General features: G+C 71.3%; 13 protein-coding genes. 4 read left to right on the top strand and 9 right to left on the bottom strand.

Annotated elements, in window-relative coordinates; genetic code table 11:
- Positions 1-97: 97 nt before the first annotated feature.
- Genes ACFQ9V_RS20550 through ACFQ9V_RS20540 form a run of 3 tightly spaced genes read right to left on the bottom strand, consistent with a single transcriptional unit; the run spans position 98 to position 2,021 of the window.
- A complete protein-coding gene (locus tag ACFQ9V_RS20550) occupies positions 98-466 on the bottom strand; it encodes a hypothetical protein (RefSeq protein ID WP_370056919.1) in 369 nt (122 codons plus the stop codon).
- Entirely contained in the window at positions 463-1,386 is a 924-nt protein-coding gene (gene truB / locus ACFQ9V_RS20545; RefSeq protein WP_382460967.1) for a tRNA pseudouridine(55) synthase TruB, read from the bottom strand. The genes ACFQ9V_RS20550 and truB overlap by 4 nt, the downstream gene beginning before the upstream one ends.
- Positions 1,383-2,021, bottom strand: a complete 639-nt coding sequence (locus tag ACFQ9V_RS20540; protein WP_382460966.1) for a TetR/AcrR family transcriptional regulator — start codon at positions 2,019-2,021, stop codon at positions 1,383-1,385. Before ACFQ9V_RS20540 ends, truB begins: the two co-directional genes overlap by 4 nt.
- Positions 2,022-2,093: 72 nt before the next feature.
- On the opposite strand from ACFQ9V_RS20540, the gene ACFQ9V_RS20535 reads away from it, so the two are divergent.
- Positions 2,094-3,593, top strand: a complete 1,500-nt coding sequence (locus ACFQ9V_RS20535; protein ID WP_382460965.1) for a DHA2 family efflux MFS transporter permease subunit — start codon at positions 2,094-2,096, stop codon at positions 3,591-3,593.
- A gap of 51 nt (positions 3,594-3,644) precedes the next feature.
- Complete coding sequence (locus tag ACFQ9V_RS20530) at positions 3,645-4,685, top strand: ketopantoate reductase family protein (RefSeq protein WP_382460964.1); 1,041 nt, start codon at positions 3,645-3,647, stop codon at positions 4,683-4,685.
- Here the strand turns inward: ACFQ9V_RS20530 and ACFQ9V_RS20525 are convergent.
- On the bottom strand, positions 4,682-5,263 hold the full coding sequence (locus ACFQ9V_RS20525) for a hypothetical protein (protein WP_382460963.1): 582 nt from the start codon (positions 5,261-5,263) through the stop codon (positions 4,682-4,684). The two genes, ACFQ9V_RS20530 and ACFQ9V_RS20525, sit on opposite strands and share 4 nt — an antisense overlap.
- Before the next feature lie 39 nt (positions 5,264-5,302).
- On the opposite strand from ACFQ9V_RS20525, the gene ACFQ9V_RS20520 reads away from it, so the two are divergent.
- On the top strand, positions 5,303-6,187 hold the full coding sequence (locus tag ACFQ9V_RS20520) for an A/G-specific adenine glycosylase (RefSeq protein ID WP_382460962.1): 885 nt from the start codon (positions 5,303-5,305) through the stop codon (positions 6,185-6,187).
- A gap of 13 nt (positions 6,188-6,200) precedes the next feature.
- Here ACFQ9V_RS20520 and ACFQ9V_RS20515 read toward each other — a convergent pair whose 3' ends face one another.
- From ACFQ9V_RS20515 to nusA, 5 genes are all read right to left on the bottom strand, one after another.
- The gene (locus ACFQ9V_RS20515) at positions 6,201-6,494 is read right to left on the bottom strand and encodes a YciI family protein (RefSeq protein WP_382460961.1); all 294 of its coding nucleotides are present in this window, start codon (positions 6,492-6,494) and stop codon (positions 6,201-6,203) included.
- A 10-nt stretch (positions 6,495-6,504) separates the two neighbouring features.
- Positions 6,505-6,948: a 30S ribosome-binding factor RbfA gene (gene rbfA / locus ACFQ9V_RS20510; protein WP_382460960.1), complete on the bottom strand. Its 444-nt coding sequence runs from the start codon at positions 6,946-6,948 to the stop codon at positions 6,505-6,507.
- Positions 6,949-7,022: 74 nt separating this feature from the next.
- The gene (gene infB / locus ACFQ9V_RS20505; protein WP_382460959.1) at positions 7,023-9,812 is read right to left on the bottom strand and encodes a translation initiation factor IF-2; all 2,790 of its coding nucleotides are present in this window, start codon (positions 9,810-9,812) and stop codon (positions 7,023-7,025) included.
- Between the two features lie 80 nt (positions 9,813-9,892).
- The gene (locus ACFQ9V_RS20500; protein WP_370056907.1) at positions 9,893-10,186 is read right to left on the bottom strand and encodes a YlxR family protein; all 294 of its coding nucleotides are present in this window, start codon (positions 10,184-10,186) and stop codon (positions 9,893-9,895) included.
- 162 nt (positions 10,187-10,348) lie between these two features.
- Complete coding sequence (gene nusA / locus ACFQ9V_RS20495; protein ID WP_382460958.1) at positions 10,349-11,359, bottom strand: transcription termination factor NusA; 1,011 nt, start codon at positions 11,357-11,359, stop codon at positions 10,349-10,351.
- Between the two features lie 117 nt (positions 11,360-11,476).
- On the opposite strand from nusA, the gene ACFQ9V_RS20490 reads away from it, so the two are divergent.
- Positions 11,477-12,259, top strand: coding sequence for a DUF1206 domain-containing protein (locus tag ACFQ9V_RS20490; RefSeq protein WP_382460957.1), 783 nt, complete (start codon positions 11,477-11,479; stop codon positions 12,257-12,259).
- Positions 12,260-12,303 lie beyond the last annotated feature (44 nt).

The raw sequence follows: 12,303 nt of genomic DNA, 5'->3' as shown, positions 1-12,303 counted from the left end.
CTCGACTACTACAACCTAGACAGACCCCACCTCGGCATCGGAGGCCAAACACCCATCGACCGAATCAACAACGGTCGAGGTCAGTACAGCTAGCGGCTCAGGCGCCCTGCACGAACCAGATCTGCCCCATCCGGTACACCATCACCGCGATGGCGAGGCAGACCCCGCCCAGGATGACGGTGCTCCACCGGTTGCGCTCGATCAGCGCCCAGAACCCGCCGGCGAGCGGCAGCAGCAGCGCCGAGACCAGGTAGATGTAGAACTCGGCGAGGCTGCCGGTGGGCGGGTTGCCCACCAAGGGCGCCACGATCGCCATCACGAGCTGGACGATCAGCAGCAGCTCGACCAGCGCGACGGCGCCCATCGTCAGGTCACCGGGAACACGACCGGCGAACCCGAGCACCAGGCAGAGCACGCCGCCGATCACGGCGACGCCGACCTGCAGCGCCACGAACCATTCGATCATGCGGAGGCGATCTCGTCGGTCGGGAAGTTCACGAGGGTCCTGGCTTCCTTTCCGCGGAACTCGATGAGCCCCACGAGGTGGCCGCCGGGGGCGATGGCCGCGACGGGTCCGCCTCCCGGTCCCTCCCGATCGGCGATGTGGATGCGCCGGCCGTGCGTCAGATCGATGGCCTGCTGCTCGGTCAGCTCGAGCGTCTCGAAGAGGTCGGAGGCGGCTCGTGCGGCGGGGATGAGGGCCGCCGCGGGATCGAGCGTATCGAGTTCGCCGGCCTCCCGCACGTCGAACGGGCCGACCCGCGTGCGGCGCAGCGCCGTGAGGTGGCCGCCGACACCGAGGCCCGCGCCCAGGTCGCGGGCGAGCGACCGGATGTAGGTGCCGGAGGAGCACACCACGCGCACGTCGAGCTCGATCGCGACCGGCGCCGCGGGGTCGGGCAGCCGCCGGGCCGCCAGCAGCTCGAACTCCGCGATGGTCACCGCGCGCGGCTGGAGGACGACCTCCTCGCCGGCCCGCACCCGCGCGTATGCGCGCTTGCCGTCCACCTTGATCGCGCTCACCGAGCTCGGGACCTGGTCGATCTCGCCGGTCAGCGCCTGGATGCCGCGGGTGATCGCGTCGTCCTCGACCGCCGCGACCGCAGCCGGGTCGGCCTCCGCGACCACGTCACCCTCGGCGTCGTCGGTCGTCGTGGTCGCGCCGAGCCGGATGGTCGCCAGGTACTCCTTGTCGGCGCCGACGATGTAGGTCAGCAGACGCGTGGAGGAGTTGAGGCCCAGGATGAGCAGCCCCGTCGCCATCGGGTCGAGCGTCCCGGCGTGGCCTACCTTGCGGGTGCCGGCCAGCCGGCGGACGCGCGCGACGACGTCGTGGCTCGTCCAGCCTCCCGGCTTGTCGACCAGGACCAGACCGCTGCCGGTCATGCGCTCTCGCCGGCGACGTCGAGGACCAGCTGCAGCTTGGTGCGGAAGGTGGACTCGATGATCTCGGTGGCGCAGACGTCCTTGCCGTACTCGGCGGGCAGCTTGAGCCCGAGCAGCGTGTTCAGCAGCATGCCCTCGGCGAGGAAGGTGCGCGCCTCGTCCGGCGAGAAGCCGACCTGGTCGCGGACCAGCTTGTAGATGGCGAGGAAGCCCTCCCTGGCGCGCCCGCCGATGACGGCGTCGTTGCCCATCCCGAACGCCTGCATGAGCGAGAGCAGGATGCCGCGGTCCTCGATGAGGTTCACGTACGCCAGCCCGAGCCTGCGGCCGATCTCGTGGTGCTCGCCGCCGGCGCCGTCCTCCCCCACGGGCGAGCCGTCGGCCCGCCACTCGTCGATCGTGGCCTGGAAGCTCGCCATCAGCTTGTCGAGGGCGCGCTGCAGGACCTCGACGAAGAGGTTCTCCTTGCTGCCGAACATCCGGACGACGTAGGGCTGGCTGATCCCGGCCGCCTTGGCGATCTGGTCCGTGGTCGCACCGAAGTAGCCGCGCTCCCCGAAAACGAGGCTCGCCGCGCCGAGGATCTGCTCGCGCCGCGCGGCCGAGGGGATCCGTTCACTGATCGCCGAAGTCATGCTTGACAGGTTATCAGTCGATTACTAAAGTTCGTTGTAATCATTCGATTACTAACAATCCAGGAAGCGACCATGACCTCATCCCGTCCCGGCGCAGCCCGCCGGATCCCCGTCTGGCTCGCGATCGTCGCGGCCTCCCTCCCGATGTTCATGGCGACCCTCGACAACCTTGTCGTCACCAGCGCCCTCCCGGTCATCGCCCGCGACCTCAGCGCCTCCATCGAGCAGCTGCAGTGGGTGGTCAACGCCTACACGCTCAGCTTCGCGACGCTCATGCTGATGGCCGTCGGGCTGGGCGACCGGCTCGGCCGCCGCTCGGTGTTCCTCGGCGGCATCATCGTCTTCACCCTCGCCAGCGCCGCCAGCGCCCTCGCGACCGAGCCGTGGATGCTGATCGCCGCCCGCGCGGTGCAGGGCGCCGGCGCTGCGGCCCTGCTGCCGCTCTCGCTCACCCTGCTTGCCGGCAGCGTCAGCCAGAAGTTGCGCCCAGCGGCCATCGGCATCTGGGGAGGCATCTCCGGCCTCGGCGTCGCCCTCGGCCCGCTGATCGGCGGCGCGGTCGTGCAGGGCTGGAACTGGCAGGCCATCTTCTGGCTGAACGTCCCGCTCGGCGTCATCGCCGTCCCGCTCGTGCTCCTCGCCCTCCCGAACAGCTTCGGCGACCGCGTGCGCGCGGACATCGTCGGCCTGCTGCTCGCCGCGCCCGGCGTGCTCGGGCTCGTCTACGGCATCGTTCGCGGCAACGACGCGGGCTGGGACAGCGCCGAGGTGCTGTCCTCGCTCATCGCCGGCGGCGCGCTGCTGGTCGCGTTCGTGCTCTGGGAGTCGCGCACGTCCGCTCCCCTGCTGCCGCTGCGGCTGTTCCGCGACCGCAGCTTCACCGTCGCGAACCTCGTCGGCATGACCTTCAGCTTCGGCATCTTCGGGGCGATCTTCATCCTCATCCAGTTCCTCCAGGTCGTGCAGGGGCACACCCCGCTGGAGGCCGGCGTCATGACGATGCCGTGGACGCTGGCCCCGATGGTCGTCGCGCCGCTGACCGGGCTGGTGTCCGGCCGCACGGGCACGCGCCTCCCGATCGTCGTCGGGCTGGTGTTCCTCGCCGTGGCCATGGCCTGGATCGCCGGCACGCTGTCCGCGACCCTGCCGTACTCGGGGATGTGGCCGCCGTTCCTGCTGGCCGGCGTCGGGATGGGCCTGGTGTTCGCGCCCAGCTCGACCGCGGTGCTGGCGAACATGCGGACGGCCGACCACGCGAAGGCGTCGGGAACGAACTCCACGCTGCGGGAGATCGGCGTCGCCCTCGGCGTCGCGGTGCTGACCGCGGTGTTCACCGGCGCGGGCGGAACGCTCACCCCGACCGGCTACGTGAGCGCGGCCATCCCGGCCGTCTGGGTCGGCGCCGGAGCGCTGGCGCTGGCCGCCGTGATCTCGCTCGCACTGCCGAGCCGCCGCCGCGCGGCCCAGCTCGCCGCGTCCGCACACGCCGCCGACACCGCCGACGAGACCGCCCTCCCCGCCGCCGCGGCCGCCGCCGCGACTGCCGAGCCCGCCCCCGTCCTCGCCGACTGACGATCGAAGGGCACGTAAACGCCCCTAAAACGCACTTTTAGGGGCGTTTACGTGCCCTTCGGCGTCGGGCCTAGGCTGGAGGGCGTGCGTATCGGGGTGATCGGAGCAGGGGCCATCGGCGGCACGATCGCGGCGCTGCTCGATCGGGTCGGCCACCTCGTGGAGGTGACCGCCCGCGGCGAGCAGCTCGCCGCCATCCGCGCCGACGGCCTCCGGCTCGACGGCGGCTGGGGCGCCCACACCGCACGGGTCGCGGCCGCCGAACGGCTCCAGACCCGGCCGGAGCTGGTGTTCGTCTGCACCAAGGCGCAGGACGCCGAGGCCGCCATCCGCGACAACGCCGCCCTCCTCGACGGCATCACCGTCGTGGTCGTCCAGAACGGCCTCGCCGGCCTCCGCGTCGCGACCGAGCTGCTCCCCGGCTCGGACTGCGTCGGCGCGCTCGCGCTCTACGCCGCCAGCTTCCTCTCCCCCGGCCGCATCACCGTCACCACCACCGCCAACACCTACCTCGGCGCGGGCGACGGCGAGCCGCCGGCGAGCGCGGTGGACGCCGCCCGCATCCTCGACGCCGCCATGCCCAGCTTCGCGGTCGAGAACTTCACCGGCTGCCAGTGGACCAAGCTCATGGTCAACCAGGTCAACGCCATGCCCGCGATCACCGGGCTCAGCGCCCAGGAGACCCTCGGCAGCCGCGAACTGCGCCCGATCATCACCGCGAGCCTCCAGGAGGCCGTCCGCGTCGGCATCGCGCGCGGCGTGCGCTTCGGCAGCATCCAGGGCCTGGACGACCGGATCCTGCGCTTCGTCGCGTCGTCCCCGCGCTGGCTGGCGCAAGTCGTCCCGCTGCTGATGCGGCGCAGGATGGGGGCGACGCCCAACCCCGGCTCGACGCTGCAGAGCATCCGGCGCGGCCAGCTCAGCGAGATCGACTACCTGAACGGAGCGGTCGTCGCCGAGGCGCGCGCGGGCGGGCAGGAGGCGCCGGTCAACGCGGCACTGACCGGCCTGGTGCACGAGGTGGAGGCAGCGAAGGCGTTCATCGCGCCGGCCGACGTCGCCCGCAGGCTCGCTCCGCTGCTGGGCCGCTAGCCCCGCGGGACGCGCGCCGGCGCGAGCGGGTCCGAGTCGTCGACCAAGAACGTCGCGAAGTCACGCGGCCGCGCATCCTCCTCGTAGACGGCCCGCTGCGGCGTGTTCACCAGCAGGATCGACGCGTTCCACTCCCGCCGCAGCTCCGGCCGCAGCAGGAACTCGCCGTCGACCACGAGCACGGCGTCCGGCCCTGCCGTCTCCCACCGGGCGACGACCGGCGCGTCCCGCACCTCGTCGAACGCCCTGGTCTGGAATCCGGCGCTGCCCGCCATCCGGAACGGGTCGAGCAGCACCCGCTGGAGCGTCGAGTAGTCGAACGCGTCGCGATAGAAGCGCTCGGGCGTCTCCGGTCCGAACAGGGTGCGTTCGAAACGCGGCCGGTGGAAGTCGCCGACCGAGGCCCGGTGCGTGTCGACGCCGGACTCCCGGAACACCACGGCGAGGTCGTCCGCGAAGCCCGAGGTGCCACCACCGCCGTCCACCGCGACCACCACCCGGCCGCCCGGCGTGAGCGCGCGCACCTCCGCCACGATCTCGCGGAGGACGAGGACCCGCGGCGTCGGAGGCAGCATCATGGGACGAGCATATGCCGCAGCACCGGGTAGCCTCGATGCATGCCAGACGCGTACAGACCCGACGCGTTCGCCACGGCGGTCGTGGACTGGTACCACGCCAACCGCCGCGACCTCCCCTGGCGCCGCGACGGCTTCACACCGTGGGGCACCCTCGTCAGCGAGTTCATGCTGCAGCAGACGCCGGTGGCGCGCGTCATCCCGCGGCTCGAGGAGTGGCTGACCCGGTGGCCGACGCCGGCCGACCTGGCCGCCGTCCCGCCTGGGGAGGCCGTGCGCACCTGGCAGTCGCTCGGCTACCCGCGCCGCGCGCTCTGGCTGCACGCCGCGGCCGTCGCGATCACCGAGCGCCACGGCGGTGTCGTGCCGGACGACGTGGAGGCGCTGCTCGCCCTCCCGGGGATCGGCGACTACACCGCGCGCGCCGTCTCGGTGTTCGCGTACGGGGCGCGCCACCCCGTCGTCGACACCAATGTGCGCCGTGTGATCGCGCGCGCCGTCGACGGCCAGGGCGAGCCCGCCCCGCCGAGCGCCCGGCGCGACCTCGCGGCCATGACGGCACTCCTCCCCGACGACCGCCCGGCGGCCGCCGCCTTCAACGCCGGGATGATGGAGCTCGGCGCGATCGTGTGCGTCGCCCGCTCGCCGCGCTGCGACGCGTGCCCGCTGGCGGCGACCTGCGCGTGGCGCGCGGCGGGCTACCCCGCCTACGCCGGCCCGCGCAAGGCGGTCCAGAAGGCGTACGAGGGCAGCGACCGGCAGGTGCGCGGCCGCATCCTTGCCGAGCTGCGCGGCTCGCACATCCCGGTCACCGCCGCCGAGCTGGAGGACGTCTGGCCCGACGCCGAGCAACGCGACCGCGCCGTCCGCGGGCTGGTCGCCGACGGCCTCGCCGTGGCGCAGGAGGGCGGCTACACGCTGCCCTGAGAGCCCGGACGGCTCAGGCCTCCGCGAACACCGTCGGGTTCCAGTCGAGGATCCGCGACCGGTACACCAGCCCCTCCGTGTAGAACGGGTCGCTGTCGCGGAAGCGCTCCGCGGCCTCCCGCGACCGGAAGACCGCCATCGACCCCTGGGTCGCCGGGTCGCCGAACGTGCCGATCATCAGCACCTCTCCGGTCTCCGCCGCGAACGCGTCCAGGTAGGCCTTGTGACGCGGGTACGTGTCGACTAGCCGCTGGAAGTGCTCCGGCCCGGCGTCCGGATCGGTGTCGTAGAACGAGACGGCGTACATGCCGCCGAGCCTAGTCCTCGTCCTCGTCCTCGTCCTCGCGGGGCTTGACGTACGGGTCCTCGTCGCCGGCGTAGCTGGCGCCGGAGGCGAGCCCCGCCACCTGCGTGTCGTGGTCGTGGGCCTGGCGCAGCAGGTCCTCGATGTGCGCGGCGTTCTCCGGGATGGCGTCGAGCTGGAACGCCAGCGTCGGCGTCAGCCGCGCGGTGATGTTCTTGCCCACCTCGCTGCGCAGCATGCCGGTCGCCGCCTGCAGGGCCGCCGCGGTGTCCGCGCGCTCCTGGTCGGTGCCGTACACCGTGTAGAACACGGTGGCGTGCTGGAGGTCGCCCGTCACCTGAACGTCGGTGATCGTCACGAAGCCGAGCCGCGGGTCGCGCAGGCCGCGATCCAGCCGCTTGGCGATGATGACCTGGATTCTGTCCGCGAGCTTCCGCGCGCGTGCCGGGTCGGCCATGTGGTTCTCCTTGGGATGTTCGATGCGGAAGCCGAAGGCCCGGCGGTCTCCCGCCGGGCCTCACAGGCTACCGATTAAGCGCGGGGCTTCTCCCGCATCTCGGTGGTCTCGATCTCGTCGCCGATCTGGATGTCGTTGTACTTGCCGAGGCCGATACCGGCCTCGAAGTCCGTACGGACCTCCGTGACGTCGTCCTTGAACCGGCGCAGCGACTCGATGGCGAGGTTGTCCCCCACCACGACGCCGTCGCGGATGACGCGCGCCTTGGCGTTGCGCGTGATCGTTCCGGACCGGACGATGACACCGGCGATGTTGCCGAACTTGGAAGAGCGGAACACCTCGCGGATCTCGGCCACACCCGACTGGACCTCTTCGAACTCCGGCTTGAGCATGCCCTTGAGCGAGTTCTCGATGTCCTCGATGGCGTTGTAGATGACCGAGTAGAAGCGGACGTCCACACCCTCGCGGGCCGCACGCTCGCGCGCCTTCACGTCCGGGCGGACGTTGAAGCCGATCACGATCGCGTTGTCGATGGTCGCCAGGTCGATGTCCGACTCGGTGATCGCGCCGACGCCGCGGTGCAGGATGCGCAAGGACACCGAGTCGTCGACCTCGATCTTCATGAGCGACTCCTCCAGCGCCTCCACGGCACCGGACACGTCGCCCTTGATGATGAGGTTGAGCGCCTCGACCTTGCCCTCTTCCAGAGCACGGGTGAAGTCCTCGAGCGAGATGCGCTTGCGGGCCTTCGCCAGCTGGGCGTTGCGCTCGGCGGCCTCGCGCTTCTCGGCGATCTGCCGGGCGGTGCGGTCCTCCTCGGTGACGATGAAGGTGTCGCCGGCGCGCGGGACGCTGGAGAGACCCTGCACCTGCACCGGGCGCGACGGCGCTGCCTCGAAGACGGGGTCGCCGTTCTCGTCGGCCATCGCACGGACGCGGCCGTAAGCCGTGCCCGCGACGATCGCGTCGCCGACGCGCAGCGTTCCGGACTGGATGAGCACGGTCGCCACGGCGCCGCGGCCCTTGTCGAGCTTCGCCTCGATCGCGACACCGCGCGCGTCCTTGTTCGGGTTGGCGCGCAGGTCGAGCCCGGCGTCGGCGGTCAGCAGGACCGCGTCGAGCAGGGAGTCGATGCCGATGTTGTTGCGGGCCGACACGTCGACGAACATGACGTCGCCGCCGTACTCCTCGGCGACCAGCCCGAACTCGGTGAGCTGCTGGCGCACCTTGGCCGGGTTGGCGTCCGGCTTGTCGATCTTGTTGACCGCGACCACGATCGGCACGTTGGCCGCCTGGGCGTGGTTCAGCGCCTCGATCGTCTGCGGCATGATGCCGTCGTCCGCCGCGACCACGAGGATCGCGATGTCCGTCACCTGCGCACCACGGGCACGCATGGCGGTGAACGCTTCGTGACCGGGGGTGTCGATGAAGGTGATGGCGCGCTCGATGTTGTCGTGCTCGGTCCACACCTGGTAGGCGCCGATGTGCTGGGTGATGCCGCCGGCCTCGCCCGCGACGACGTTCGCGTTGCGGATGGCGTCGAGCAGTCGCGTCTTACCGTGGTCGACGTGACCCATGACGGTGACGACCGGGGGCCGGATCTCGAGGTCCTCGTCGGACTCGCCCTCCAGCTCGGCGTCGAGGTCGATGTCGAAGCCCTCGAGCAGCTCGCGGTCCTCGTCCTCCGGGGAGACGACCTGGATCTTGTAGCCCAGCTCCTCGCCGAGGATCGCGAAGGTCGCCTCGTCGAGCGACTCGGTCGCGGTCGCCATCTCGCCCAGGTGGAAGAGGACGGTGACCAGCGACGCGGGGTTCGCGTCGATCTTGTCGGCGAAGTCCGAGATGGAGGAGCCGCGGCGCAGGCGCACAACGGTGCCGCCGTCGCCGCGGGGAACGCTCACGCCGCCCAGCGACGGAGCTTCCCTCATCTCGAATTCCTGGCGCTTCGCGCGCTTCGACTTGCGGGCCTTGGACTTGCCGCCGCCACGACCGAACGCGCCGGCCGTGCCGCCGCCGGGTCCACGGCCGCGGCCACCGCCGCCTCCGGCTGGACGCGGGGCGCCGAAACCGCCGCCGGGAGCGCCGCCCGGGCGCTGGAAGCCGCCGCCTGCCGCGCCGCCACCTGCGCCACCCGGGCGCTGCTGGAAGCCGGGACGTCCGCCGCCGCCGCCCGGGCGCTGGCCGGGACGGTTGCCGCTGCCGCCACCCTGGCCGGGCGCGCCGATGCGCGGCGAGCCGGGACGCGGCGGGGCCGGACGCGGGATGTTGCCGGGGCTCGGGTTCGGGCGCGAGCCCATGCCCTGCGAGCTGGAGAACGGGTTGTTCCCCGGCCGCGGGGTGCTGGGCCGCGAGCCCATGCCCTGGTTGGACGAGAACGGGTTGTTGCCCGGACGCGCGGTGCCGGGGCGCGGGATGCTGCCGGAGCCGGGGGCGGACCCCGTGCTGGGGCGCGGCGAGGCCGGCTTGGCGTCGTCGGTCGCGCCGGACGCGGTCGGAGCCTCCTGCGCCGCCTTCTCGGCGGCCGCCTTGTCTGCTGCGACCTTCTCGGCTGCTGCCTTCTCGGCGGCGGCCTGGCGCTCGGCGACGGACAGCGGCGCCTGCGGCTTGGGCCCGGCGGGCTCGCTGGACGCCGGCGGACGCGGCGCTGCGGGGCGCGGTGCGGCCTCCGCCTTGGGCGCCGACGCCTTGTCGGCGGTGAAGCCTTCAGCCTCCAGGGCGGCGCGCAGCTTGCGGGCTACCGGGGGCTCGATGCTGGAGGACGGTCCCTTGACGAACTCGCCCATCTCCTTGAGTTTCGCGAGCGCGACTTTGCTGTCGACGCCGAGCTCGCTCGCGACCTCGTGTACGCGTGGTTTTGCAGCCACAATTCTCCTGTCTGGGGCCCACCCCGGACAGGGCAGGCGTTAGTAGTGGACGGCACTCATTTCGAGCCGCTCATTTGTTGTCACTCATGTGAAGTCACTGCTTCTTCAGCCTGTTCTCTCAATGCCACCCGGGGTCGCAGTGCGGCCCGGATGGCCGTCGGGTCGAGTGCCTCCTGCACCTTCAGCGCCCGCCCGAAGGCCCTGCGCTGGAGTGCGAGATCGAGACACTCGTCGACCGGATGCAGCCACGCGCCCCGTCCGGGGAGAGTGGCGGACGGGTCCGCCACGACTTCCGAATTCCGGAGGACGACCCTCAGAAGGGAGGGTCGGGGAGCGCGAGAACGGCATCCGACGCACGTTCTGACGGCTTCCATCTTACCCCTCACGCATCTCTGCGCCGAATCAGCACGGCCACCGTCTCCCAGGACAACGCCGCGCCCACGCGACGCATTCCCATCCGAAGGGCACGTCGTTGTCACTTTTCGCGCTCGAAAGTGACAACAACGTGCCCTTCGGCGGCTGTTACTTCTCGGCTGTTACTTCTCGTCCAGGATCGAGTCGGGCTGGATGTCGATCTTCGCGCCGGTGAGCTTCGCGGCGAGACGGGCGTTCTGGCCCTCCTTGCCGATCGCGAGCGAGAGCTGGTAGTCGGGCACGAGCGCACGCACGGCCTTGAGCGACTCGTCGATCACGAACGCGCTGGTCACCTTGGCCGGCGAGAGCGCGCTCGACACGAACGTCGCGAGGTCGGGCGAGTAGTCGACGATGTCGATCTTCTCGTTGTTCAGCTCCGCTGTCACCGCGCGCACGCGCTGGCCGAGCTCGCCGATGCAGGCGCCCTTGGCGTTCACACCTTGCACGGTCGCGCGCACCGCGATCTTGGTGCGGTGGCCGGCCTCCCTCGCGAGCGAGACGATCTCCACGATGCCGCTGGCGATCTCCGGGACCTCCAGCGCGAACAGCTTGCGGACGAGCGCCGGGTGCGTGCGCGAGACGGTGATCGACGGGCCCTTGGGGCCCTTCGCCACGCTCGTGACGTAGACGCGGATGCGCGAGCCGTGCGTGTACTCCTCGCCAGGCACCTGCTCCTCCGGCGGGAGGATGGCCTCCACGCTGCCCAGGTCGATGTGCACCATGCGCGGGTTCGGCCCCTGCTGGATGATGCCGGCGACGATGTCGCCCTCCCGGCCGCGGAACTCGCCGAGCACGGCGTCGTCCGCGATGTCGCGCAGCCGCTGGTTGATCACCTGCTTGGCGGCGAACGCCGCGATGCGGCCGAAGTCGCTCGGGCTGTCCTCGGCCTCGCCGATGACGTTGCCCTCTTCGTCGTGCTCCGGGACGTAGACGGTGACATGCCCCGTCTTGCGGTCCAGGTGGACGCGCGCGGCGGGCGGCTGGTCGCTGCTGTGCCCGTGGCGGTGGTCGGCCTGGTTGGTGTGCTTCAGATACGCGGTCAGGATCGCCTGCTCGATGATCTGCACCAGCTCATCGAAGGGAATCTCCTTCTCGCGCTCCATGAGACGCAAGACGCTGAGGTCGATGTCCATGCCGGCCTCCTCTATTCAGCTATTCAGATCTTCGCCGCCGCGCGATGGCGCGGCGGACCCAGCTATCTACGGTACCGGAGATTCTCAGCGTCCGGGACCCCGGGTACCGTGCAGGGCATGAGCACCCCCTCCCGAACGGCCGCGCGGCTGGAGCACAGCACCACCGTGCGGGTCCTCACCCGCATCGGCCTGGCCTCGATCGGCCTCCTGCACATCCTCATCGGCGTCATCGCGCTGGCCGTGGCGTTCGGGGCCGGCGGCCAGGCCGACCAGTCCGGCGCCCTGCAGGCGGTCGCTTCGGTGCCCGGCGGCGTGTTCGTCCTCTGGGTGATCGTGATCGGCCTGGTCGTGCTGGCGCTCTGGCAGGTGCTGGTGGCGTTCACCGTGCGGGGCGCTGGCACGAAGGCGCTGGAGGTCGTCAAGGCGGTGGTCTACGGCGGGCTCGCGTACCTGACGATCACCATCGCCACCGGAGGCGGCCACAACACGTCGTCGAGCGACAAGTCCGCCAGCGCGCGCCTGCTCGCCCTCCCCGGCGGCGTGTTCGGCCTCGCGCTGATCGGACTGGTCATCGTCGGCGTGGGCGTCGGCTTCATCCGCAACAGCGCCACCCACCGGTTCGAACGCGACCTGAAGCTGCCGCCCGACCGCTGGGCTGGCGCGATCACGGCGCTCGGCCGCGTCGGCTACATCGCGAAGGGCATCGCCCTGCTGCTGGTCGGCGGGCTGGTGGTCGTCGCCGCCATCACCTTCGACCCGTCCAAGGCCGCCGGGCTGGACGGCAGCCTCAAGACGCTCGTGAGCATCCCGTTCGGGGTGGTGCTGCTGATCCTGATCGCGCTCGGCCTGCTGGCCTACGGCCTGTTCTGGTGCGTCAGGGCCGTCCGCGCGCACCTCTGAGCCCCGCAGATTCGTGCCGAATGTGGCGTTTGGCGGCGCCAAAC

It is taken from the genome of Leifsonia sp. NPDC056665 (genome assembly GCF_042791795.1).
Classification (GTDB): Bacteria; Actinomycetota; Actinomycetes; order Actinomycetales; family Microbacteriaceae; genus Leifsonia.
This window is presented reverse-complemented; position numbering and strand designations above follow the sequence as displayed.